The following is a 23,190-nucleotide window of genomic DNA, read 5'->3' as shown; positions in this document are numbered from 1 at the left end:
CGGGGACCGATGCGCGGTCGCGCGGTTCAGGGTATCGACGGCTTCTTACCGCGTCGGGAAGCTACGACGGATATCGTGATGAACGAGGTGGCGTCGTGACGCGAACGGTCGACCCCCGGGCGGTGCTCAGCTACACCGGGACCATCGTGAAGATCCTCTCGGCGTCGATGGCCGTTCCGCTCGTCGTCGGACTGATCTACGGCGAGGACGCGCTCGCGTTCGCCGTGTCGATGACGATCGCCGTCGCGCTCGGCGCGGGGATGGAACGGCTTCACGACGACCCCGACCTCGGGCCCCGCGACGCGCTGGCGGTCGTCTCGCTCGCGTGGTTCGCGGCGGCGGTCGTCGGCGCGATCCCGTACGTCATCGCCGGGCACGGCACCGCGTCCGCGCTGGGTCACCCGGTGAACGCGCTGTTCGAGTCGATGAGCGGGTTCACGACGACCGGCGCGACCGCCACCGCCGAGATCAGCTTCGAGCGGCACTCGCACGCGGTCCTGATGTGGCGACAGCTCACCCAGTGGCTCGGCGGGATGGGGATCATCGTGCTGATGGTGGCGATCCTCCCGCAGCTCGCGGTCAACGGCGCGGAGCTGATGAAATCGGAGGCTCCCGGGCCCGGACTCCAGAAGCTCACGCCGCGGATCGCGGAGACCGCGCGGGCGCTCTGGCTCATCTACATGGGCTTTACGGCCGCTCTGGTCGCGATCCTGTTCCTGCTCGGGCTCACCGGACTCGCGCCGGAGATGGACCTGTACAACGCGATCGCCCACGGTTTCTCGACGCTGCCGACGGGCGGGTTCTCGCCGCAGGCGGAGAGCATCGCGGCGTTCTCGCCGATCGCACAGTGGGTCTTCGTCCCGTTCATGGTCATCGCGGGCGTGAACTTCGCGCTGTTCTGGTTCCTCCTCCGCGACGAGCCGCGACGGATGTTCGACAATACAGAGTTCCGCGTCTATCTCGGACTCGTCACCGGGTTCGCGGCGGTCCTCGCGATCGGACTGTTCTACGGCGGTGCGCCGGCCACGGAGATCGGCGGGATCACTCAGGGAATCACGGAGAACGCGCTCAGACAGGGGATATTCCAGGTCGCGTCGCTGATGAACTCGACCGGGTTCGCCACGGCCGACTTCGCGCAGTGGGACACCCAAACGCGGTTTTTCCTACTTTTCGTCATGTTCGTCGGCGGCTCCGCGGGGTCGACCGGCGGCGGTATCAAGGTGATCCGGTGGCTCATCGTGGCGAAGGCTCTGTACCGGGAGCTGTACACCACGGCGAACCCGGAGGTCGTCCGACCGGTGCGGCTCGGGGGGGAGGTCGTCGACGAGGACGTGATCCGCGGGATCATGGCCTTCACGCTGTTGTACTTCCTCCTGTTCGCGCTCGCCGCGGTGTTCATCGAGATCGACACGAGCCGAGCCGCGGGGGTGACTCTCAGCGGAACGGAGGCGTTCGCGGCGTCGCTCGCCACCATCGGGAACATTGGGCCGGGGCTCGGGCCGCTCGGTCCCTTCGGGAGCTACGAGCTGCTGCCGGACACGAGCAAAATCCTGATGATCGGGCTGATGTGGATCGGCCGGCTGGAGATCGTTCCGGTTCTCGCGCTGTTCGTCGCCGGGTTCGACGACCGGTGAACGAGCGGGCAGGTTCTTAACCCGCGGCGTCGAACGTCGCCGTATGAGTTCACCCGACGCCGGACCCGCGGACCTGCTCGGCCACGCCCTCCTGCCGGTCGCCAACGAGGACGACGCGCTGGCGACCGCGCGGGCGCTCGAACCGTACGACCCCGACCGCGTGACGGCGCTCCACGTCGTCGAGAAGGGCGGCGGCGTCCCGGACAAGACGCCCGTCGAACAGTCCGAGGAGCTCGCGGCCGAGTCGTACGCGGCGGTTCGCACGGTGTTCCCGGACGCGGAGGAACACACGGCGTACGGCCGCGACGTCGCCGACGAGATATTCGACGCCGTCGACGCCGTCGACGCGACGGCCATCGCCTACCGCCCGCGCGGCGGGAACCGGATCGCGCGGTTCCTCTCGGGCGACCTGTCGGTGAAGCTCGTGACCGATGCTCCCGTCCCCGTCGTCGCGCTCCCCCGCGCGGAGTCGGACGACTGACCGGTCGGTCTCCGGCCGCGGTCTCCGCGACCGCGTCCTCGATTTGACGGGAGAACGCCCGCCTCCGCCCGAGACGGCGGCTACGCAATCTTCGGTGCGACCGCAACGTTCATAATCAATCTTTATAGATCGCGGGCGGCTACCGTGAGTCATGTACGACGACGACGACCTCGCCGCGATCCGCGAGGCCAAGGAGTCGTGGGAGGCTGAGACGCTCGACCCGACGCTCGACCGCCACGGGGAGCGGAAGGAGCGCTTCGCGACCGTCTCGAACCGCGAGGTCGAGCGGGTCTACACCCCCGAGGACGTGGCCGACCTCGACTACGACGCCGACCTCGGCTTCCCCGGCGAGGAGCCGTACACCCGCGGGGTGTACCCGACGATGTACCGCGGACGGACGTGGACGATGCGGCAGTTCGCGGGGTTCGGCACCGCCGAGGAGACGAACGAACGGTTCCGCTACCTGATCGACGAGGGGCAGACCGGGCTCTCGACCGCCTTCGACATGCCCTCGCTGATGGGGATCGACTCGGACGACGAGATGTCGCTCGGCGAGGTCGGCAAGGAGGGCGTCGCGGTCGACACGCTGCGCGACATGGAGATCCTGTTCGACGGGATCGACCTGACCGAGGTGTCCACCTCCTTCACGATCAACCCGAGCGCGCCGGTGATCTACGCGATGTACGTCGCGCTCGCCGACGAGCGCGGGATTCCGCGCGAGGAGCTCCGCGGGACCCTCCAGAACGACATGCTCAAGGAGTTCATCGCGCAGAAGGAGTGGGTGATCCCGCCGGAGCCGTCCCTCGATCTCGTGACGGACACGATCGAGTTCGCGGTCGACGAGACCCCCTCGTTCAAGCCCATCTCGGTGTCGGGCTACCACATCCGCGAGGCGGGGTCGACGGCGGTCCAGGAGCTCGCCTTCACCCTCGCCGACGGGTTCGCCTACGTCGAGGACTGCCTCGACCGCGGGCTGGACGTCGACGAGTTCGCCCCGCAGCTCTCCTTTTTCTTCAACTCGCACAACTCGCTGTTCGAGGAGGTGGCGAAGTTCCGCGCCGCCCGCCGGATCTACGCCCGGGTCATGGACGAGTGGTACGACGCGGAGGCCGACGCGTCGAAGCAGCTGAAGTTCCACACCCAGACCGCGGGCCAGTCGCTGACGGCCCAGCAGCCGCTCAACAACGTCGCGCGCGTCACGATACAGGCGCTGGCCGGCGTGCTGGGCGGCACCCAGAGCCTCCACACCAACTCCTTCGACGAGGCGCTCGCGCTCCCCTCGGAGCAGGCGGTCCGGGTCGCGCTGCGGACCCAGCAGATCATCGCCGAGGAGTCCGGCGCGGCCGACATCGTCGACCCGCTCGGCGGCTCCTTCGCGGTCGAGTCGCTCACCGACGAGACGGAGGCGGAGGCGATGGCGTACATCGAGGAGATCCGAGAGATGGGCGACGGCTCCGTCCGCGACGGGGTCCTTCACGGCATCGAGCAGGGGTACTTCCACCGCGAGATCCAGGAGTCGGCCTACGAGTACCAGGAGCGCGTCGACGAGGGCGAGGAGACGGTCGTCGGCGTCAACGCCTACGAGATCGACGAGGACACCCGGCCGGATCTCCTGAAGATCGACGAGACGACCCGCGACAGACAGCTCGACCGGCTGGAGTCGGTGAAGGCCGACCGCGACGACGACGCGGTCGCGGCCGCCTTGGACGACCTCCGCGACGCGGTCGACGCCGGCGAGAACGTCATGCCAGCCGTCGTCGCGGCCGTGAAGGAATACGCGACGATGGGGGAGGTCATGGCCGTGTTCGAGGCGGAGTACGGCACCTACCGCGAGCGGATCGGCGTCGCGTGACGGCCGGGAAGAGGGCGTCGCGTGACGTTCGTGTGAAGGATGTCGCGGTACGACCGGCAAAGGGGCGTCGCGCGAGGGCCGGGCCGACGGCGACGGGGAGCGGCGGGGGTCAGGCCACTTCGACCGGCTGCGCGGACTCGGCACGCCACGCGTTCCCCCGCCGACCGGCGCGTCGGAGTTCGACGCGGACCACCGACCCGGTGTCGAGTTCGCTGAGCGCGTCCTCGACCTCCGGGTCGTCGTACTCGACGACGTGAACCGTCCCGTTGCGCGGGTGTTCGCGGAGGGTCGTCGTTCCGTGGTCGTTACACGGTTTCACGACGGTGTACGTGCCTGTGCGGTCCATGACTCGACCGAAAATACGTGTCGGCGAAAGTTAACTATTATGTCGATACCTTTCCCGTCGGCCGCGGCGCTCGCGGCTCGGGACGGCGCGCCCGGGAACGCGCCCTTTTACCCGACCCGTCGAGTACCGCGGGTATGGACGAGACGGAGATCCCCGAGGACCACCCGCGCTACGCGTCCCTCGTGACGCGTCACCGGATCGAGGCGGGCGTCGAGCAGGGGATCACCTCGAAACAGGGACTGATCGCGCAGGGGCGCGGCGAGGCGTTCGACTACCTCCTCGGCGAGCGCACGCTCCCGAGCGCCGACGCGGCCGCCCGCGCCGCGGCGGCGACCCTCCTCCTCGCCGAGCGACCCGTGATCTCCGTGAACGGCAACGTCGCGGCGCTCGCGCCGAGCGAGACGGTCGAACTCGCGGCGGCGGTCGACGCGGACCTCGAGGTGAACCTGTTCAACCACACCGACGAGCGCGTCCGGCGGATCGCGGACCACCTCCGCGACCACGGCGCGAGCGAGGTGAAGGGGCTCGCCGGCGACGGCGAGATCCCCGGGCTCGACCACGCGCGCGGCGTCGTCGACGCCGACGGGATCGAGGCGGCCGACGTCGTCGTGGTCCCCTTGGAGGACGGCGACCGAGCCGCCGCACTCGACGCGATGGGGAAGACGGAGATCGTGGTCGACCTCAACCCCGGGAGCCGGTCGCCGCGGACCGCGGACGTGCCGATACTCGATAACCTGCTGCGCGCAGTGCCGAACGTGACGACGCACGCGCGGGACCTCGCGGGCGCGCCGCCGGACGAACTCGAAGCGATCGTCGACGCGTTCGACGCCGACGCCGCGCTCGACGCGGCCGAGGCGGCGATCCGCGAGGGCTCCTTCGCGAGCCCCGACGAGTAACCCGTCGCGGCTCCCGCCCGGAAGCGGTTCGCTCTGTCCTCTCGGCGACCGCGAACCGTCGTTTACTACAGCGGAAGGCAAAAGCCCTCGCCGCCCGTATCGGGCGGTATGGAACTCGACGAGACGGACCGGGCGATCCTGCGGATCTTACAGGAGGACGCGCGGACCCCGTTCTCGGAGGTCGCGCGTCGGATCGACATGTCCAGCGCCACCGTCCACGACCGGGTCAGCCGCCTCGAGGAGGCGGGCGTCATCCGGGGGTACCACGCGGATATCGACCCGAAGGCGGTCGGGTACGGGGTCGGCGCGTTCGTCGGCCTGCGGGTCGAGCAGGGCCGCGAGGAGGACGCGCTCGAACGGCTCCGCGGCATCGACGGGGTCCGCGAGATCCACCTCACCACCGGCGAGTGGGACGTGATCCTCCGGGTCGTCGCGGTGGACACCGACCGGCTGCGAGAGCTGATGTTCGAGCGGATCGCGGAGACCGAGGGGTTCTCGCGCTCGCAGACGATGGTCGTCTTAGGCACCGACTACGAGCAGCCCGGACCGCCGCTGTAGGGACCGCCGCTGTAGGGAGCGCCGCCGTGGAATGTCGTCGCGGGGAGTACGGCGACCGACGGGAGGCCGCCGCTCGCCCGCGACCGGAACGCTCAACTCGGGACCTCCCCGAACGGTGACCATGAGCACAGCGGACCGGTTCGACCTCACGCCGGAGCAGGCCTGGGCCGCCGTCGTCGGCGGGGTGACGGCGCTCCTGGTCGTCGGTTCGGTCGTCTCCCCGCGCGTCGTCTACGACCGGTTCCTCTGGCGCTACTTCTGGGGGCCGGTCGTCGCGGACGGCGAGGGCGCGCAGTGCGCGGTCCGCAGCGCGGGCGGGACAACGGAACTGATCGGCAGCGAGGCGGCGTGCCAGTCGGCCGTCAGCGCCGGTGAGGTCGTCGCGACCCCCGGATACACCACGTTCTCGACGGTGAGCTACGTGGTGATCCTGTTGGCGATGCTGATCGGCGTCGTCTTCCTCCTCCGGCGGCTCGACATCGCGACCGAACTGCGGTTCTTCTACGCGCTGTTCCCGTTCATGCTGTTCGGCGGGGCGATGCGGACGGTGGAGGACGCGGGCGTCGCCGCGACCGCCGCCGGCGTCGAGCCGCTGATCTCGTTCCCGGCGAGCGCGCTGCTGATCAGCCCGTTCATCTACTTCACGGTGTTCGCCTTCACGCTCGCCTGCGTGATCGCGGCGTACGCGCTCGAACGCCGCGGCGTCGTCGACGACTACGCGCGGCCGCTGTTCGCGTCGGGGGCGGCCGGACTCGCGCTCGCGGTCGGCTACCTCTCGTACCTCGCGGCGACGACCGGGTACGTGACGTTCTACCCGCAGGTGCTCGTGCCGACGCTGGCCATCGCGACGGCCGCGACCGCGGGCACGTGGGCGCTGGCGACCCGACGGATTCCGACGATCCGGCAGGGGACGGGGGCCGCCGGGATCGTGATCATCTGGGGTCACGCGATCGACGGCGTCGCCAACGTGATCGGGCTCAACTGGATGCCCGCGCTGACCGGCACCGCGAACCTCGTCCCGAAACACGTCGTCAACGCCCTGATCGTCGACTGGACCGGGCGACTGCTACCGGGATCGATCGTCTCCGTCACCGGCGACGCGTGGCCGTTCCTCCTCGTGAAGCTGGCGGCCGCGACGTTCGTCGTCTGGATCTTCAACGGCGAGATGTACGACGAGTCGCCGCGGTACACCCTACTCCTCCTGATCACCGTCCTCGCGGTCGGTCTCGGTCCGGGGACCCGCGACATGCTCCGCGCGACGTTCGGCGTCTGAGCGGGTCGGGGCCGGGCCCGCGGCGCTCGACTGAGGGACGTTCGACCGGGTGCCTCCCTCCAGGGCGCTCGTACGGAACAGACAAGTGGGCCGAGCGCCGAGCGCGGACGTGACAGACACACCGCGACGGCGCGTGCTGGCGGCGGCGGCGACGGGATCGACGCTCGGTCTCGCCGGCTGCGGCGACCTCGGCGGGTCGGACGGCGACGCGGCGGGACAGACCGACGACGGAAACGACGGAACCGATGGCGGCGACGGGAGCGGGTCCGGCGAGGACGCCAGCGCGACGGTCGCGCTCGACGTCCAAGACGAGATTCAGACCGCCCAAGAGGACATCCGAACGCGCGTTCAGGAGGGGAACCTCTCGCAGGAGGACGCGCGGGCGGAACTGCTCGACGCGCAACGCGAGATCGTCTCGGCCGCGGTCGACGATCTGGGGTCGTACGCGGCCGACGTCGACGGGTTCGGGATAGACGAGGCGAACGAGCGGGCGGGTCTCGTGTTGGTCAGCGGGCCGGCCGCGGCGGTGCTCGACGCGCTGGAGGCAGATCCGGTGAGCGGGCTGCTGTCCGCGGACGACTTCCCCGCGCCGCAGGACGGCGGGCAGCCGAACGGCTCCTGAGCGCGACCGCAACGACATCTTATAAGCCGTCGGGGGCGGAACGGTCTCGGTAATGCTGGATGGGGTCAACGTCGCGCTGGGCGTCTCCGGGAGCATCGCGGCGGTGAAGGTCGTCGAACTCGCCCACGAACTGCGCCGGCGGGGCGCTCGCGTCCGCGCCGTCATGTCCCCGGCGGCGACGAACATCGTCCACCCGTGGGCGGTCGACTTCGCGACGGACGAGCCGGTCGTCACCGAGATCACGGGCGACGTCGAGCACGTCGAGCTGTGCGGCCGCGAGGGGTGGGCCGACGTGCTCCTCCTCGCGCCGGCGACCGCGAACACCGCCGGAAAGGTCGCCGCCGCAGTCGACGACACCCCCGTCACCACCTGCGCGACGACCGCGCTCGGCGCGGACGTGCCGGTCGTGATGGCCCCCGCGATGCACGAGCCGATGTACGACCACCCGGGCGTCCTCGACGCGCTCGACCGACTGGAGTCGTGGGGGGTCCGCTTCGCGGACCCGCGGGTCGAGGAGGGGAAAGCGAAGATCGCGACCGAGGACGACATCGTGACGGAGGTCGCCCGCGCGACGACGCCGCGGTCGCTCGCCGGGGCGCACGTCGTCGTCACCGCCGGGGCGACGAAAGAGCGGATCGACCCGATCCGAATTCTGACGAACCGGGCGTCGGGGAAGACCGGCCGGGCGGTCGCCAGAGCGCTCTACGCCCGCGGCGCGCGGGTGACGCTCGTTCAGGACGGGCCCGAGGTCCCGTACGCCGACGTGGTCTCGGTCGAGACCGCCGACGAGATGATGGCGGCGTGTCGCCGCTCGGCGGCGACCGCGGACGCGCTGATCTCGGCGGCCGCCATCTCGGATTTCACTGCCGACGCGGTCGACCAGAAGATCCGGTCCGGCTCGCCGCTGTCGGTCGAACTGGAGCCGACGCCGAAGCTGATCGACTCGGTCCGGGAGGCGTATCCCGACCTCCCCATCGTCGGGTTCAAGGCCGAGACCTCCGGCGACGACGCGGCGATGGTCGCCGAGGCCGAGCGGATCCGCGACCGCGTCGGGCTGTCGTTCGTCGTCGCCAACGACGCGAGCGTGATGGGCGGCGACGAGACGCGCGTGCTGCTCGTCGGCGAACCGGGGACCGACCCGGAGGAGGTCGCCGGCGCGAAGGACGCCGTCGCAGGCCGGATCGCGGACCGCCTCGCGGCGACGCTCGACGCGTCGGCGTCCGTCTGACGGGGCCGCTCCCGGGAGTCGCATCGCCCGCCCCCGGCAGGCTCCCCGCGGATACAAACTGTTTTGAGGCGGTGGAGTAACCACACGGATAGAGATATCCATGTGTAACGAGACGGTCACGCACGGCTCCGTGGGAGGTGTGGTGGGTGGCTGACGCCGACTCCCCGTCCGACGCCGGCGATCCCGGCGACGGCTCGGCCGACTCGGTCGGTTCGACCGCGGCGGCGGACGCCGACGCCGCGGGCGGACCGGCGGCGGCCGGTTCGGTCATCGTTCCGGTCGAGCCGACCTCCACGCTTCGCTCGACGATCGCGCACGTCGCGGAGGCCGCGGCAACCGGCGGCGCGCCGGCGATCCACCTCGTCGAGATCGCCTCGTGGCGGAACGGCGACCCCGAGAGCGACGAGCGCGCCGCCGCGGCCGAGCGCGTGCTCGAACGCGCCGCGGCGTGGACGGCGGCGGACCTCGACGACTCGGAGGCCCCCGGTGCCGCGGACGTCGAGGTCGTCACGGCGGTGATCGGCGCGGACGACTACCTGTTCGGTGCCGACGACTACGTCCGCGTCCTCGCGGAGTACGCCGAGGCCAACCGGGCCGACCGCGTCGTGCTCGACCCCGAGTACACGCCGGTCGGGAACACGACGCTGCTCCAGCCGCTGGAGTTCGCGCTCTCGAACACGTCGCTGTCGGTCGAGACCGCGCCGGTTGACCGCCCGACGCGCCGTGAGCGATTCCGGACCGAGGCGACCACCGGACGGCTCGTGGCGCTATTCGGGCTCTCGCTCGGCTTCTACCTCCTGTTGGGCGACCCGACGTACTGGTTCGACGCGGTGACGGGGGTCGCGACGGCCGCGATCGTGTCGATCACCCTCTCGCGAGTGAGCCTCGACTCGGACCCGGCGATCCCGCGGACACCGATGCGAATTCTCCGCGGGCTGGTGTACGTCCCCGTGCTGCTCTTCGAGATCCTGAAGGCGAACCTCGTCGTCGCCCGGGTCATCCTCGACCCGCGGCTCCCGATCGAGCCGACGATGAACCGGATGCGCGTGATCGTCGGGAGCGGCCTCCCGCTGATGACGCTCGCGAACTCGATCACGCTGACGCCCGGGACGCTGACGGTTCGCGCCCGCGACAGCGACCTCTACGTCCACTCGCTCGTCCCGTGGGCCCGCGAGGGGCTGTTCGACGGCTCGCTGGAACGGTGGACGCGGTTCGTCTACTACGGCCGCCGCTCGGCGCGCCTGCCGACCCCCCGCGAGCGCGACGACGTCGCGATCCTCCAGGGGGACGACGCGACCGAGGAGCTTCCGATCGCCGCCGCCGACGGCGGTGACGTGACGGCGGAAGGGGCGGATCCGACGGCCGACCCGGAGGAGGTGACCGACCGATGAGCCTCGCGGACGCCACGCTCGCGGCCGGCTACACCCTCGGCGACTTCCTCCTCGTCGCGGCCGCCGGCTTCGCCGTCCTCGCCGTGGGGATGCTCTACCGCGCGGTCGTCGGCCCGACGATGCAAGACCGCGTGCTGGCGGTGAACGTCTTCGGGACGAACACCGTCGTGATCCTCGCGATCCTGGGCGCGGCGCTCGACGAGCCGACGTTTCTCGACATCGCCTTGGTGTACGCGCTGTTGAACTTCCTGATGGCCATCGCCATCTCGAAGTTCACCGTCGAGCGGGGTGGTGTGCTGTGAGCGCCGCCGCACTGGAGACAGCCCGGGTCTGGCTCGTCGTCGCGCTCACGCTGTTCGGGCTGTTCTTCACGCTCGTCTCGATGACTGGCGTCCTCCGGCTGCCGGACGTCTACTCGCGGGCGCACACCGCCTCGCAGGCCGACACGCTGGGGGCCGGATTCGGCCTCGCGGCGGTCGCGCTCACCGTCGGGCTGGCGGGGGCCGGGTTCAAGTCCGTCCTCCTGCTGTTCTTCATCTTCCTGACGAACCCGACCGCGGCCCACGCGATCGCTCGGGCCGCCTTCGAGGAGGGAATCGTGCCGTGGACGGAGGGGGACGACCGCCGATGACGGGGACGCTCGCAGCCGGCGCGACGGCGCTCGCGTCGATCGGTTCGTCCGCCGCGGGGCTCCCGGCTCCGCCCGTCGCGCAGGTGACCGCCATCGAGGCGAGCCTGTTCGTCTTCGTGGTGCTGACCGCGCTGTTCACCGCCTTGGCGCGCGACGTGCTCGCAGCGGTGATCATCTTCGGGGCGTACAGCCTCGGGATGGCAGCGCTGTACACGTTCTACCGCGCCCCGGACGTGGCGATGACCGAGGCCGCCATCTCCGCCGGGGTGACCACGGTGCTGCTGCTGCTCACGCTTGCGAAGACGACCCGACGCCAGCACGAGGCCGCCTTCGAGTCGGTGAACCTCCCCGCGGCGGGGGCGGTCGGGCTGCTGTTCGGCGGGCTGCTGCTCACGATGGGCGACATCCCGGCGGTCGGCTCCCGGGACGCGCCCATCTGGTCGAACCCGGACGTGACGCAGTGGTACATCGCGGAGACGTACGCCGAGACCCACGTCGAGAACGCGGTGATGGCCGTGCTGGCGGCGTTCCGCGGGTTCGACACCTTCGGCGAGGCGGTCGTCGTCTTCGCGGCGGGGATCGCCGCCCTCATCGTCCTCCGTCGGGAGGTGTTCGCATGAGCGGTTCCGACGACGACGGGTTCGACCGCGACCGGCCGCCGCGCACCGGCGGTCGTCTCGACTCGGACCGTCGGCAGGGCACGCCGTACACGGAGAGCCAGGTCATCATGCCGACGGTGAAGATCGTCGCGCCGTTCGCGTTCACCTACGGGCTGTTCGTCACCTTCCACGGCGGCAGCTCGCCGGGCGGCGGGTTCCAAGGCGGCGCGATCGTCGCCGCGGTCGTGTTCATGATCGCGTTCGCGTTCGGCATCGAGGCCACCCGCCAGTGGCTCGCGAACACGGTGGTCGTCGGGCTGGCGGTCGGCGGCGCGCTCGTGTTCGCCGGGATCGGACTGGTCCCGGTGGCGCTCGGCGGCGCGTTCCTCCAGTACGAGCTGCTCCCGATCCCCGACCCGGTCAAGTACGGGATGGAAGGCGTCGAGATCCTCGGGATCGGGACCATCGTCGCCGGCGTGCTCATGGGGCTGTTCTTCGTCCTCGCGAACGGCTTCAGCGACGCCGGCGGATTCGCTGACGCCGACGCGTTCGCCGACGAGACCGGCGGTCCCGGCACCGACGACCCGGACCAGGACTCGACCGACGACCCGACCGGCGAGGACGGCCCGACCGGCGAGGACGACCCGACCGACGAGGCCGGATCGGCCGACGCCGGTGCGCCGGGGACGGCCGCGACCGACGGGGGTGAGCGGCGATGATCGCGCTCGCCGCGGCCGGCGGTGCCGTCGAGATACTCGCGACGAGACACGCGTACGTCGCGTTCGCGCTGCTGCTCTGTATCGGACTCTATATGATGATTGCCAACCCCAACCTCGTGAAGAAGATCATCGGACTCAACCTGTTCCAGACGGCGATCTTCCTGCTTTTCATCGCCTCGGCGTACGTCGACGGCGGGGCGATCCCGATCGTTCCGACCGGCGGTCCAGAGGGCGGCCTGTACGTCAGCCCGCTCCCGCACGTCCTCGTGCTCACCGCCATCGTCGTGGGCGTGAGCCTCACCGCGGTCGCGCTCGCGCTGTGTATCCGGATATACGACGAGTACGGCACGCTGCGGACCGACACCCTCCGCCAACTGCTCCGCGACGAGGGGTCGATCCCCTCGGCGGGGGCGGGCGACGCCGGCTCCGAGACGCCGAGCGCGTCGGCGTCGGCGCTCGCTCCCGGCGAGACGGGGGACGCGACCGGGGGTGACGGCGATGACTGACGTGCTCCTGCCGCTCGCGGTCGTCGCCCCCATCGTCGCGGCGACGCTGCCGCTGGCGCTCGGACTGCGGTACGACCGGATCGGGTGGCCCGTCGCGGCGGTCGGAACGATCGTCACGGCCGGGATCGCGGCCGCGATCGCCGCGGAAACGGTGATAAACGGTCCGTTCAGCCACGCGCTGGGTGGCTTCCTCCCACCGATCGGGATCGAACTCGTCGCCGACCGGCTGTCGGTGGCGGTGCTGCTGCTCGTGGCGGCTGTGTCGGTCGCGACGCTCGCGTTCGCGCGGGTCGCCGGCCCGCACGAGAACCCCTTCTACAGCGCGTACCTCCTGCTGGTCGGCGGGCTGGTCGGCATGGTCCTCACCGGCGACCTGTTCAACCTGTTCGTCTTCCTGGAGATCACCGGGCTGACGACGTACGCGCTCATCGCCTCGGACCGCTCCGGCGCGAGCGCGTACGCCTCGCTGAAGTACCTCGTCGTCGGGACCGTCGGCGCGTCGCTGTACCTGCTCGGCGTCGGCTACGTCTTCCTCGCGACGGGGACGCTGAACATGCTCGACGTTCAGGCCCAGATCGTCGCGCAGGCCGGCTACGGCGACCCGCTCGTCCGCGCGGGCTACGCGTTCATCGTGACCGGGCTCGCGCTGAAGATCGCCTTATTCCCGGTCCACTCCTGGCAGCCGGACGCCTACCAGCGCGCGCCCGACTCGGTCACCACGGTCGTCGCGGCGCTGGTCTCGACGACGAGCGCGTACGCGCTGATCCGCGTGACCTACACCGTGTTCACGGTCGACTTCCTCGCGGCCAACGAGGGGATCGCGACGGCGCTGCTCGTCGTCTCGACCGTCTCTATCGTCGCCGGCTCGGCGCTCGCCGCGACGCAGTCGAACCTCAAGCGGATGTTCGCGTACTCCTCCGTCGCGCAGTTCGGCATGATCGGCGCGGCGGTCGCGCTCGCGAACGAGACGGCGCTGCTCGGCGGGATCGTCCACCTGATCGGCCACGGGCTGGTGAAGTTCGGCCTGTTCTTAGGTATCGGACTGCTCGCGCTCGGCTACGGGACCCGGCGGATCGAGAACCTCGCGAGCGCGGCCCGCGCGGCCCCGTACACGTCGGGCGCGCTCGCGGTCCTCGGGCTGGTCCTCGTCGGGATCCCGCCCTCGATCGGCTTCCTCGGCAAGTGGTACATCGGCGTCGGGGCGGTCGACGCCGGCCTCGCCGGCGGCGGCGCGGTCGGGATCGCGGTCGCGGCGGCGATATTCGTCAGCACGCTGTTCACGCTGTCGTACGTCGCGCGCATGATAGAGCGGTTCTACTTCGCCGGTGCCGGACTCCCGGGCGACCACGGCGACGCGGACGACGGTGACGCCCCCGCGGACGCGGCCGCGACCGACGGCGGGGAGTCGCCCGCCCGGACCGCGAGCGGCCTCCCCGCGCCCGTCGCCGGCGCGCCGCGCTCGTCGCTCGTCCCCGACCGGGTGCCGACGGCGTCGCTGATCGCGCTCGCCCTCGCGGCGGTCGCGGCGGTCGCGCTCGGCTTCGGCGGCTTCGCGCTCGCGGAGTGGTTCGACCCCTTCCTCACGGAGGCCTTCGCATGACTGACGTCGTACTACAGGACCCACGACCCCTACTGGCGGTTCTCGTCTCGTTCGTCGCGGCGATCCTCATCGTCGCGTCGTACCGCTCTCCGAACGTCCGCGAGGGGTGGACGCTCGTCGCGTCGCTCGTGAAGTTCGGGATCGTCGCGTCGATGCTCCCGGCGGTCCTCGACGGGCAGACCTTCGAGTACTCTCTCGGAGCGTTCCTGCCCGGGATCGGGACCCCGATCGAGTTCGTCCTGCGGGCGGACGCGCTCGGCATGCTGTTCGCGTTCCTCGCGAGCGGGCTGTGGATCGTCACCTCCTTCTACAGCATCGGCTACATGCGCGGGCTCGACGAGCCGAACCAGACCCGCTATTTCGCCGCGTTCGCGGTGTCCCTGTCGACGACGATGGGGATCGCGTTCGCGGGCAACCTCGTGACGATCTTCGTCTTCTACGAGCTGCTGTCGATCGCGACGTACCCGCTCGTCGCGCACGACGAGACGGCCGAGGCGCGCTCGGCCGGCCGCAAGTACCTCGCGTACACGATGTTCGGCGGCGGCGTGCTCGTGCTCGCCGGGACCGCCCTCGTCTACCTGCTCGCGGGATCGGTCGCGTTCACGCCCGGCGGCATCGCCGAACTCGCGAACGCCGACCCCGGGCTGGCGATGCTCGCCTTCTTCCTACTCGCCGTCGGCTTCGGCGTCAAGGCCGGGATCATGCCGCTCCACCAGTGGCTCCCAGAGGCGATGGTCGCGCCGACGCCGGTCTCCGGCCTGCTCCACGCGGTCGCGGTCGTCAAGTCCGGCGCGTTCGGCGTCTCCCGGGTCGTCCTCGACGTGTTCGGCCCCGAGCTCGTCTTCGACCTCTCGCTGCCGTTCGGCTTCACCGCCGGACTCGTGCTCTCGACGATCGGGGCGGTCACGCTCACCGCGGCCTCGCTCATCGCCTTACGCAAGGACCACCTGAAGCGCCGGCTCGCCTACTCGACGATCAGCCAGCTGAGCTACATCATCCTCGGGCTCGGCCTGTTCGGCTGGTACGGGCTGGTCGGGGCGCTCCTGCACATCCCGGCGCACGCGTTCATGAAGCTCACCCTGTTCTTCTGTGCGGGCAACATCCACGTCGAGACCCACACCGACTACATCTCGCAGATGGCGGGGATCGGCAAGCGGATGCCGCTCACGATGGGGGCGTTCACCGTCGCCTCGCTGGGGATGGCGGGGATCCCGCTGCTCGCCGGGTTCGTCAGTAAGTACTACATGCTGATCGGCGGGGTCCGGATGGGCGCACAGCTCACCCCCGTCGCGTACTACCTCGTGGGGGCGCTGCTGCTCTCCGGGGTGTTGAACATCGCGTACTTCTGGCCGGTGATCTACACCGCCTTCTTCGAGGCGGAGGACGCCCACGACGCGAAGCCGCTCGTCGACTTCCCGCTCGGTGGCGAGTCGCGGTCGATCGTCGCGGCGACGGACGGTCGCGGCGCAGCCGACGACGTCGCGACGGACGGCGGCCGGGCGGGTGACGACGAGCCCGGCGAGTCCGACGACGACGTCGACGATATCGTCGCGGACGCGGGCGACGGGGGCGACTCCTCGCCCGACGCCGCGGACGGCGTCGACGAGTCCGAGGTCCCCGACGCCGACCTCGACGACCTCCCGACCGACGAGGACGGCGTCGTCAGGCCGGACTTCGACACGAGCGAGCGCGACTTCTCGGAGCCGGCCGAGCGGGTCGACACGGGAGATTACGCCGTCGACCAGCGCCCCTCCGACGCAGACGTGCCGTTCGGTCCCGGGCGCGCGGACGCGTCTGCGAAGCCGTCGGCCGACGCCGACACCGCCGAGGTCGACTCGACCGGTCGGACCGGTGGCGACCACGGCGACGAAACTGACGACGCTCACGGCGACGAGACCGGCGACGCTCACAGCGATGCCCACGACGCGGGCGACGGCCACGACCATCACCACGGCGGGCCGCCGGCCGGCGGGTGGGAGCACCTCGCCGGTCTCGACGCCCTCCGCGGGCGCGAGTCGACGTGGTTCACGCTCGGCCCGATCCTCACCGTGATGAGCCTCGCCGTGCTGCTCGGCGTGATCCCACACGACATGGGCTTCCTGGAGCTGATCGAACTCATCGTCGACACGCGGCTCCCCGAGGAGGTGATGCGGCCATGAGCGTGCCGACCGGCCTCCTCGCCTCGATTCCGCCGTACGTCCTGATCGCGTTCGCGGCGCTCGCGGTGCTGGCGCTCCCGCGGCGCTCGGGGCACGCGGTCGCCGCGCTCGCGACGGCGTTCACCTTCGCGCAGGCCGTGTTGCTCGGCGACGGCGGGACGGGCGCGCACCTCGCGACGCAGTTCCTCGGATTCGACGTGGTGTTCTTCAACGTCGACCAGTTCTCGCTTCTGATGGGGGTCGTCGTCGGGTTCCTCGCGACCGCCGCGGTGCTGTACGCCTACGGCAGCGAGGCCCCGACGTGGATGACCGCGTTCGCGATGCTGTACGTCGCCACGACCCTCGGGACCATCTACGCCGGCGACTGGCTCACCCTGGTCTTCTTCTGGGAGCTGACCGCCGTCACCTCGACGCTGCTCGTCTGGCAGCACGGCGGCGAGGCGGTGCGGGCCGGCTACCGCTACGCGCTGTTCCACGGGACCGGCGGGACGATCCTGCTCGCGGCGGTCGTCGTCCACTTCGCGAACGCGGGGACGTTCCTGTTCTCGGAGACGACGGGGATCGACCCGGCCGCCACGCTGCTCGCGGCGGTCGGTATCGGCGTCAACTGCGGGTTCGTCTTCCTCCACAGCTGGCTGCCCGACACCTACCCGCGCCCCCACGTCGCGGCGTCGGTGTTCCTCTCGGTGTTCACGACGAAGACCGCCGCGTACGTGATGTACCGCGCGTTCCCGGAGGGTGGCATGTGGCTCGCGTACCTCGGCGGGTTCATGGCCGTCTACGGCGCGTTCTTCGCGCTGCTCCAGTACGACCCGCGCCGGCTGCTGTCGTACCACATCCAGGCGCAGCTCGGCTACATGCTCGCCGGGTTCGGGCTGGCGACGTACGTGGGCGAGTTCGCCGTGGTCGGCGGGTTCGCGCACCTGTTCAACAACGTCCTCTACAAGAGCCTGCTGTTCATGGCCGTCGGGGTCGTGATCTACCGGACCGGCGTCGAGGACATCCGCGACATGGGCGGGCTCTGGCGCGTGATGCCCGTCACCTTCCTCGTGTACCTCGTCGGCGCGGCCTCCATTACCGCGGTGCCCGGGTTCAACGGGTTCATCTCGAAGGGGATGGTGATCGACTCCGCCCACGAGGTCCACAACTTCGAGCTGCTGTTCGGCGAGGGCCTGCTCTGGTGGCTGCTCATCCTCGGCGGCGTGGGGACGTTCATGTCGTTCATCAAGCTCGGCTACTACGTGTTCTTCCACGGCTCGGCGACGCTGTCGCCGGACGACGCCACCCCGTTCCAGACCGGCGGGATGGTGTTGGCGGCGGGGGCGTGCGTCTTCTTCGGCGTGTTCTACACCCAACTCATCGAGGTGATGCCGTTCACCGACCTGATCCTCAGCAAGGAAGTCTACTTCAAGCCGTACAGCCAGAGCCACCTGACCGAGAGCGCCGCGCTGCTCGTCGCCGGCTTCGTCGGCTTCTTCTCGCTGAAGCGGCCGCTCGGCTGGCTCGCCCACCGGATGCCCGACGTCGACGCCGTCCTCTTCCCGGCGGCGTTCTACCTCGGCCGCGGCTCCGTGTGGGGCGTCACGGAGCTGTGGGCCGCCGTCGACCGCGCGACGATGGCGGTCGCCGGCGCGGCCATGCGGACCGCCTCCGACCCGCGGGAGGTGCTCTCCCGCGCCGGGGTGGACGTCGAGATCCGGGCCGGGATCGGCCGGAGCGTCCTGTTCCTCACGCTCGCGGCCGGGATCGCGCTGTTCGCGTTCCTGCTGGCCTGACGGGGGGCGGCCGGTCCCGTCGCGGGCGGCCACTCGTTTTCAGTCGTCGTCGACGCGTCTGGCCTGCTCGCTGAGCGTGAGGAACGCCACGGTCCCGACGAACGCGACGGTGAATCCGAGGACTGAGCCGTCACCGCCCCCGGTGTAGTGCGCGAACAGCAGCGGACTCGTGGACACGCCGAACAGACCGATCCCATACCCCAATCGATCGACTCGGTCGTCGAACCGCGGCGCTTCCGCGAGCAGCGAGAGGTCGAACGCGACGTAGAAGTACGTCACTCCGGCGTAGATTGCGGCTGTGCCGGCCGACACCGGAACGGACGAGACGAGGCGATGAACGCCGGCCGCGACGAGGAGGCCGACGCCGGCCGCGACGAGGAGGGCGCGTTTCACGGCCGTCCGGTTCGACGCCGGTCGGAAAAAACCCGGCGTCGGCGAGGGAACGTTCGCGGAGGGGTCCGTGCGGTGAGGGAGCGCTCGAAGAGCGGACGCCGGCGGCGTCAGTGCTCCTCGTACGCGAGGTTCATCATCCACTGGGAGAAGGCGTCGGCCTGCGCGTCGACCTCCTCCTCGCCGATGAACGGTGAGAGCATGTCTCCGGCCATCAGAAGCGAGAAGTCGAGATCTCGTGGGGCCGGCTCCAGATAGTAGGTGTTGTGCCCCTCGTAGACGGTGTCCTCGCGCCGGATGACGCCGGCCTCCTCTAAGCTCTCCGCGATGCGGCTCCCCTTCCGCGAGGAGACGTCCAGCTCCTTCCAGAAGTCGCTTTGGTGGATCCCGCCGGTCTCGCGGATGAGTTCGAGGCCGGCGCGCTCGTCCGCCGACAGGTCGGACTCGATTTCGGACGCGCTCATGGTTTCACACGCCTCCCGAATCGCTTAAAACTGGCTTTCCGTACGGAGCCTTCGATCTCGCCGCGCCGCCCCGCTCCGGTTCGCGCCCGGCCTCACCCGTCGGCGAGCGCGAAGTCGGCCGGCAGCGACACCGGCTCGGCCGGCGTCTCACAGGGCGGCCCGTCGGCGTACGCGACCTCGAAATCGTCGCCGGTTCGGATGCTGGTGAACGACCGCGTGCCGAAGTCGTCGCCGTGGAGGCAGGCGTCGTACTCGTGGTCCGCGAGGATCTCGCTCGCGCGGTCGAGCCACGACGCCCCGGACTCGCCGGGGTCGGGGACGAGCGCGGCCGCGATACGTCTCGCGCTGTCGGCGCGCTCCTCGCCGAACTCCCGTCGCCGCTCGGGGACCGCGAACCGCTCCGCGCCGTTCACCACGCCGCCGACGTTGCCCACGACGTGGACGCCGGGGTCGAGTCGGGTGACGACGAGGCGGCCGTCGTACGTCAGCAGGAACGCCGCCCGGTCGTCCGCGAGGACGAGGTTGAACCCGTCGTACGCGCGCTCGTCGACGTCGTCCTCGACCGTTCGCACCGCCTCCTCGGCGGAGTCGGCCGTCAGGCAGTCGCGGACGAGCAGCCCGCGGGAGCGGTCGCCATCGCGGTCGGCGTCGAGCCACCGGTTCGTGACGGCGACGGCGAGTCCGCCCTCGGCGACGCCGATCCACGTGCCGCCGGCCTCGGCGTCGCGCGGGGCCACGTACCGGATGTCCTCGTCCCGGAGGGCGGGCGGTTCGCTGGGACGGTCGAGCGCCTCGTCGCGGGTCGCCGCGAGCGCGACGGGCGCGTCACCGAACGTCCGCCACGCGAGGGTCAGGGTGCACACGGCGTCCGATACGCGCGACCAGCATGAAAACGCCACGGGGGATCGGGCGCTGTCGTTTACTCACAATAAAAGAAATCTTTTGGTGGCTGACCTCCTGAGTCGATTCATGAACGCGATTGCCGTCTACGAGGGAGCCGACGAACCGGTCGTGACCGAGAAGCCGCGACCGGCCCCCGCGCCCGGCGAGGCGCTGGTTCGGACCCTCCGAGTCGGCGTCGACGGGACCGACCACGAGGTCATCGCCGGCGGACACGGGGGTACCCCCGCGGGCGAGGACCACCTCGTCTTGGGCCACGAGGCCGTCGGCGTGATCGAGGACCCGAACGACACGCCGTTCGAGGTCGGCGACGTCGTCGTCCCGACGGTGCGGCGGCCGCCCAACGGTGCCAACGAGTACTTCGCTCGCGGCGAGCCGGACATGGCTCCCGAGGGCGAGTACCACGAGCGCGGCATCGTCGGCGCGCACGGGTTCATGTCGGAGTACTTCACCAGCCCGGCCGAGTTCCTCGTCGAGATCCCGCCCGAACTCGCCGAGTGGGGCTTCCTCGTCGAGCCGATATCGATCGCGGAGAAGGCATTCGAACACGCCTACGCCAGCCGATCGGCGTTCCACTGGGACCCCGAGTCGGCGCTCGTCCTCGGGAACGGGTCGCTCGGGTTGTTGACGGTCGCGGCCCTCGACGAGTCGTTCGACCGGATATACTGTCTCGGGCGGCGCGAGCGCCCCGACCCGACGGTCGAGGTTATCGAGTCGCTCGGGGCGACGTACGTCAACTCCAACGAGACGCCGATCCCCGAGGTGCCCGACGCGCACGAGCCGATGGACCTCGTCTTCGAGGCGACCGGCCACGCGCCTCACGCCTTCGAGACGATCGAGGCGCTCGCGCCGAACGGCGTCGGCGCGCTCCTCGGCGTCCCCGGCGACTGGGAGTTCGAGATCGACGGCGGCCGGCTCCACCGCGAGTTCGTCCTCCACAACAAGGCGCTCGTCGGCAGCGTCAACTCGGGCTACGGGCACTTCGAGTCGGCGATCGAGTCGCTTTCGCGGTTCTCGGAGTCGTTCTTGGACGATCTGGTCACGGGCGTCCACGGGCTCGACGACTTCGAGGCCGCGTTCGCGGATGACGACACGACTATTAAAACGGCGGTCGAATTCGGGGCATATGAAGAACGTTGACGACCTGATAGACAGCGCCGCCGAGCTGGCGGAACACGGCCTCTCGAAGGGCGAGATCGCGGACGAACTGAACGTCTCCCGGGAGACGGCCAGTTGGTTGGTCGAGCGCGGTGGCGGGGCCGACGCCGCCGAGTCGGTGGACGAGACGACCGCGTCCGCCGACATCCACGTCGACTGGTCGGCGCTCGGCCGCGACTCCACGCGGCTCGGCTACGCGGCGAGCGCGATGGCCGACCTCCTGGCAAAGCAGGGCGAGGAGGTCGACCTCACCGTCGGGATCGAGAAGGCCGGCGCGCCGCTCGCGACCGCGGTCGCGGACCGGCTCGACACCGACCTCGGCACGTACGCGCCCGCGAAACACCAGTGGGACGAGGGCGACATCGACGAGCAGGGGGGCGGCTTCTCGCGGAACTTCGCGGCCATCCGCGACCGCGACTGCTACGTCGTCGACGACATCATCACCTCGGGGACGACGATGCGGGAGTCGATCGACGCGATCCGGGAACAGGGAGGCGAACCCGTCGCCTGCGTCGTGTTGGTCGACAAGAGGGGGTACGACGAGATCGACGGCGTGCCCGTCTACTCGCTCGTCGACGTGGTCCGCGTCGACCGCGAGGAGTAACGCAAGGCGAGCGACCCCGCGGGGCCCGCGCATTTCCGTTCTCTCCGCTTCCGGTTTTCTCCCTCGTCCGGTGGCGCGTGCCTACGAGGTCGCCTCGGGGCCGAGTAGCACGCGCCAGCGACGGGGGTGGGGAAGCGCGAAGTGCGGTTGCTGTGCGGGGCGGGCGGGGCCAGAAGGGGCAGTCGCTGCGTGAGATCCGACCGTCGCTTTCGAACCGAACACGTTCGGTGCGGAACCCATTTGCCTCGGCGGCGCGTACGCGTCTGTATGACGTTCAGTCCCGAAACAGACGCCGATCCCGAAGAGATCGACGAGCGCGTCGAGACGGTCATCGCCGACAACGACGTGGTGCTGTTCATGAAGGGGAACCGCCTGATGCCCCAGTGCGGCTATTCGAAGCGCGCCGTCGAACTGATCGGCCAGCACGTCGAGGAGTTCGAGACGGTCGACGTGCTGCCCGCGCTGCCGCAGTACCGCGAGGCGCTGGAGTCGCACAGCGGCTGGGAGACGATCCCACAGACGTTCGTCGACGGCGAGTTCGTCGGCGGGAGCGACGTGCTCGCGGAACTCGACGAGCGCGGCGAGCTCGCGGCCGAGCTGGGTGCCGACTGAGGCCCCCTCCGGCACGGGGCCGCGCGCCGCCGGTTCCGGACCGTTCGCCGATCTTTGGGTTTGGAAGGGCAGGCCATATAAACCCACGGTGCCTATATACGACAGAAGCAGCCGTTGCCGCTGCCGTCCCGACCACCGGTTCGACCCCACCGCATCCCACAAACAATGACAGGCCGCGTGTTCCGACTTCATTCGACGCTCGAACTGCCACTCGAAGACGTAGAGACGTACTTCGACGAAGATCCCGACCTGCCGCCGGAGATCGACGACATCGACATCACGCGTCGAAACAACACACTCATCATCAAGGCCCTGTCCGACGACGAGTCGATCAGCAAGTACACCCCGACCGCACAGCTGAAGGCGTCCGTCACGGAGACGCGCGTGTGGGAGGAGGAGCCGCCGCGCGCCGGTGGCCCGCAGTGGATGGACGACGAGGAGGAGGAGATCCCCTCCGAGCTGGTCGAGTTCGCCTGCTTCAAGGGCGACCGCGAGACCGTCCTCCAGAACTCTGCGCTCCAGTACCCGATGTTCCTGGTGCTCCGTGAGATCGCGACGCTCTCCGAGAAGGGCACGCTGACGGCGATCACCGAGGAGGACGACGAGCTCGAGGCGACCCGAATCGTCGAGGGCGAGCGGCGTCCCGCGAGCATCGAGGTCGTCGAGAGCCCGCAGGGTGCCGGCGAGGGCGACGGCGGCGTCAACTGGCGCGACAACGAGTTCATCTCGGACTGAAACGGCGCACTCGGCGCACACCGGGACGTCCGCCCCGCCGTGCCGCCCCACCGACGC

25 protein-coding genes are annotated in these 23,190 nt (G+C 70.2%); 21 read left to right on the top strand and 4 right to left on the bottom strand.

Translation table 11 applies throughout. The features are described from left to right. Positions 1 to 95 precede the first annotated feature (95 nt). The 3 genes from C472_RS05055 (at position 96) to C472_RS05045 (ending at position 3,967) form a co-directional block, all read left to right on the top strand. Positions 96 to 1,634 carry a TrkH family potassium uptake protein gene (locus C472_RS05055; RefSeq protein ID WP_049906331.1) on the top strand — a complete coding sequence of 513 codons (1,539 nt, stop codon included), beginning with the start codon at positions 96 to 98 and terminating at the stop codon, positions 1,632 to 1,634. 43 nt (positions 1,635 to 1,677) lie between these two features. Continuing rightward, the gene (locus tag C472_RS05050; RefSeq protein ID WP_006628726.1) at positions 1,678 to 2,115 is read left to right on the top strand and encodes a universal stress protein; all 438 of its coding nucleotides are present in this window, start codon (positions 1,678 to 1,680) and stop codon (positions 2,113 to 2,115) included. Between the two features lie 151 nt (positions 2,116 to 2,266). Beyond that, the gene (locus C472_RS05045) at positions 2,267 to 3,967 is read left to right on the top strand and encodes an acyl-CoA mutase large subunit family protein (RefSeq protein WP_006628725.1); all 1,701 of its coding nucleotides are present in this window, start codon (positions 2,267 to 2,269) and stop codon (positions 3,965 to 3,967) included. Positions 3,968 to 4,076: 109 nt separating this feature from the next. On the opposite strand, the gene C472_RS05040 is transcribed toward C472_RS05045, so the two are convergent. Next, positions 4,077 to 4,313, bottom strand: coding sequence for a hypothetical protein (locus C472_RS05040; protein WP_006628724.1), 237 nt, complete (start codon positions 4,311 to 4,313; stop codon positions 4,077 to 4,079). Positions 4,314 to 4,447: 134 nt separating this feature from the next. Here C472_RS05040 and C472_RS05035 point away from each other — a divergent pair, with 134 nt between their 5' ends. The 14 genes from C472_RS05035 (at position 4,448) to C472_RS04970 (ending at position 18,270) form a co-directional block, all read left to right on the top strand. Beyond that, positions 4,448 to 5,209: a 4-phosphopantoate--beta-alanine ligase gene (locus C472_RS05035; RefSeq protein WP_006628723.1), complete on the top strand. Its 762-nt coding sequence runs from the start codon at positions 4,448 to 4,450 to the stop codon at positions 5,207 to 5,209. 108 nt (positions 5,210 to 5,317) lie between these two features. Continuing rightward, entirely contained in the window at positions 5,318 to 5,767 is a 450-nt protein-coding gene (locus tag C472_RS05030) for an Lrp/AsnC family transcriptional regulator (RefSeq protein WP_006628722.1), read from the top strand. Between the two features lie 121 nt (positions 5,768 to 5,888). Then, a complete protein-coding gene (locus C472_RS05025; protein ID WP_006628721.1) occupies positions 5,889 to 7,040 on the top strand; it encodes a DUF63 family protein in 1,152 nt (383 codons plus the stop codon). 109 nt (positions 7,041 to 7,149) lie between these two features. Further along, the gene (locus tag C472_RS05020; RefSeq protein WP_241432950.1) at positions 7,150 to 7,662 is read left to right on the top strand and encodes a hypothetical protein; all 513 of its coding nucleotides are present in this window, start codon (positions 7,150 to 7,152) and stop codon (positions 7,660 to 7,662) included. 52 nt (positions 7,663 to 7,714) lie between these two features. Beyond that, positions 7,715 to 8,890: a bifunctional phosphopantothenoylcysteine decarboxylase/phosphopantothenate--cysteine ligase CoaBC gene (gene coaBC / locus C472_RS05015; protein ID WP_006628719.1), complete on the top strand. Its 1,176-nt coding sequence runs from the start codon at positions 7,715 to 7,717 to the stop codon at positions 8,888 to 8,890. A 146-nt stretch (positions 8,891 to 9,036) separates the two neighbouring features. After that, positions 9,037 to 10,281: a monovalent cation/H+ antiporter subunit E gene (locus C472_RS05010; RefSeq protein WP_006628718.1), complete on the top strand. Its 1,245-nt coding sequence runs from the start codon at positions 9,037 to 9,039 to the stop codon at positions 10,279 to 10,281. Further along, positions 10,278 to 10,583, top strand: coding sequence for a cation:proton antiporter (locus tag C472_RS05005; RefSeq protein ID WP_006628717.1), 306 nt, complete (start codon positions 10,278 to 10,280; stop codon positions 10,581 to 10,583). The genes C472_RS05010 and C472_RS05005 overlap by 4 nt, the downstream gene beginning before the upstream one ends. Further along, entirely contained in the window at positions 10,580 to 10,912 is a 333-nt protein-coding gene (gene mnhG / locus C472_RS05000) for a monovalent cation/H(+) antiporter subunit G (RefSeq protein WP_006628716.1), read from the top strand. Before C472_RS05005 ends, mnhG begins: the two co-directional genes overlap by 4 nt. Further along, positions 10,909 to 11,532, top strand: coding sequence for a DUF4040 domain-containing protein (locus C472_RS04995; protein WP_006628715.1), 624 nt, complete (start codon positions 10,909 to 10,911; stop codon positions 11,530 to 11,532). Before mnhG ends, C472_RS04995 begins: the two co-directional genes overlap by 4 nt. Beyond that, entirely contained in the window at positions 11,529 to 12,230 is a 702-nt protein-coding gene (locus C472_RS04990; protein WP_006628714.1) for an MnhB domain-containing protein, read from the top strand. Before C472_RS04995 ends, C472_RS04990 begins: the two co-directional genes overlap by 4 nt. Continuing rightward, positions 12,227 to 12,736, top strand: a complete 510-nt coding sequence (locus C472_RS04985; RefSeq protein WP_006628713.1) for a cation:proton antiporter subunit C — start codon at positions 12,227 to 12,229, stop codon at positions 12,734 to 12,736. Before C472_RS04990 ends, C472_RS04985 begins: the two co-directional genes overlap by 4 nt. Beyond that, the gene (locus C472_RS04980; RefSeq protein WP_049906335.1) at positions 12,729 to 14,336 is read left to right on the top strand and encodes a proton-conducting transporter transmembrane domain-containing protein; all 1,608 of its coding nucleotides are present in this window, start codon (positions 12,729 to 12,731) and stop codon (positions 14,334 to 14,336) included. Before C472_RS04985 ends, C472_RS04980 begins: the two co-directional genes overlap by 8 nt. After that, positions 14,333 to 16,495 carry a cation:proton antiporter gene (locus C472_RS04975; protein ID WP_006628711.1) on the top strand — a complete coding sequence of 721 codons (2,163 nt, stop codon included), beginning with the start codon at positions 14,333 to 14,335 and terminating at the stop codon, positions 16,493 to 16,495. Before C472_RS04980 ends, C472_RS04975 begins: the two co-directional genes overlap by 4 nt. Continuing rightward, on the top strand, positions 16,492 to 18,270 hold the full coding sequence (locus C472_RS04970; RefSeq protein ID WP_006628710.1) for a Na(+)/H(+) antiporter subunit D: 1,779 nt from the start codon (positions 16,492 to 16,494) through the stop codon (positions 18,268 to 18,270). The genes C472_RS04975 and C472_RS04970 overlap by 4 nt, the downstream gene beginning before the upstream one ends. Positions 18,271 to 18,309: 39 nt before the next feature. Here the strand turns inward: C472_RS04970 and C472_RS04965 are convergent, their stop codons facing one another. The 3 genes from C472_RS04965 to C472_RS04955 form a co-directional block, all read right to left on the bottom strand. After that, entirely contained in the window at positions 18,310 to 18,663 is a 354-nt protein-coding gene (locus C472_RS04965; protein WP_006628709.1) for a hypothetical protein, read from the bottom strand. Positions 18,664 to 18,770: 107 nt separating this feature from the next. Continuing rightward, entirely contained in the window at positions 18,771 to 19,124 is a 354-nt protein-coding gene (locus C472_RS04960) for a helix-turn-helix transcriptional regulator (protein WP_006628708.1), read from the bottom strand. A 92-nt stretch (positions 19,125 to 19,216) separates the two neighbouring features. Beyond that, entirely contained in the window at positions 19,217 to 19,987 is a 771-nt protein-coding gene (locus C472_RS04955; protein WP_006628707.1) for an NRDE family protein, read from the bottom strand. A gap of 106 nt (positions 19,988 to 20,093) precedes the next feature. Here C472_RS04955 and C472_RS04950 point away from each other — a divergent pair, with 106 nt between their 5' ends. From C472_RS04950 to C472_RS04935, 4 genes are all read left to right on the top strand, one after another. Continuing rightward, on the top strand, positions 20,094 to 21,164 hold the full coding sequence (locus tag C472_RS04950) for a glucose 1-dehydrogenase (protein WP_006628706.1): 1,071 nt from the start codon (positions 20,094 to 20,096) through the stop codon (positions 21,162 to 21,164). Further along, positions 21,151 to 21,786, top strand: coding sequence for a transcriptional regulator GfcR (gene gfcR, locus C472_RS04945; protein ID WP_006628705.1), 636 nt, complete (start codon positions 21,151 to 21,153; stop codon positions 21,784 to 21,786). Before C472_RS04950 ends, gfcR begins: the two co-directional genes overlap by 14 nt. 267 nt (positions 21,787 to 22,053) lie before the next feature. After that, entirely contained in the window at positions 22,054 to 22,398 is a 345-nt protein-coding gene (locus tag C472_RS04940) for a glutaredoxin family protein (protein ID WP_006628704.1), read from the top strand. Between the two features lie 165 nt (positions 22,399 to 22,563). Further along, positions 22,564 to 23,133, top strand: a complete 570-nt coding sequence (locus C472_RS04935) for a DUF7110 family protein (RefSeq protein WP_006628703.1) — start codon at positions 22,564 to 22,566, stop codon at positions 23,131 to 23,133. The last annotated feature ends 57 nt before the right edge of the window (positions 23,134 to 23,190 follow it).

It is taken from the genome of Halorubrum tebenquichense DSM 14210 (assembly GCF_000337415.1).
Lineage (GTDB): Archaea > Halobacteriota > Halobacteria > Halobacteriales > Haloferacaceae > Halorubrum > Halorubrum tebenquichense.
This window is presented reverse-complemented; position numbering and strand designations above follow the sequence as displayed.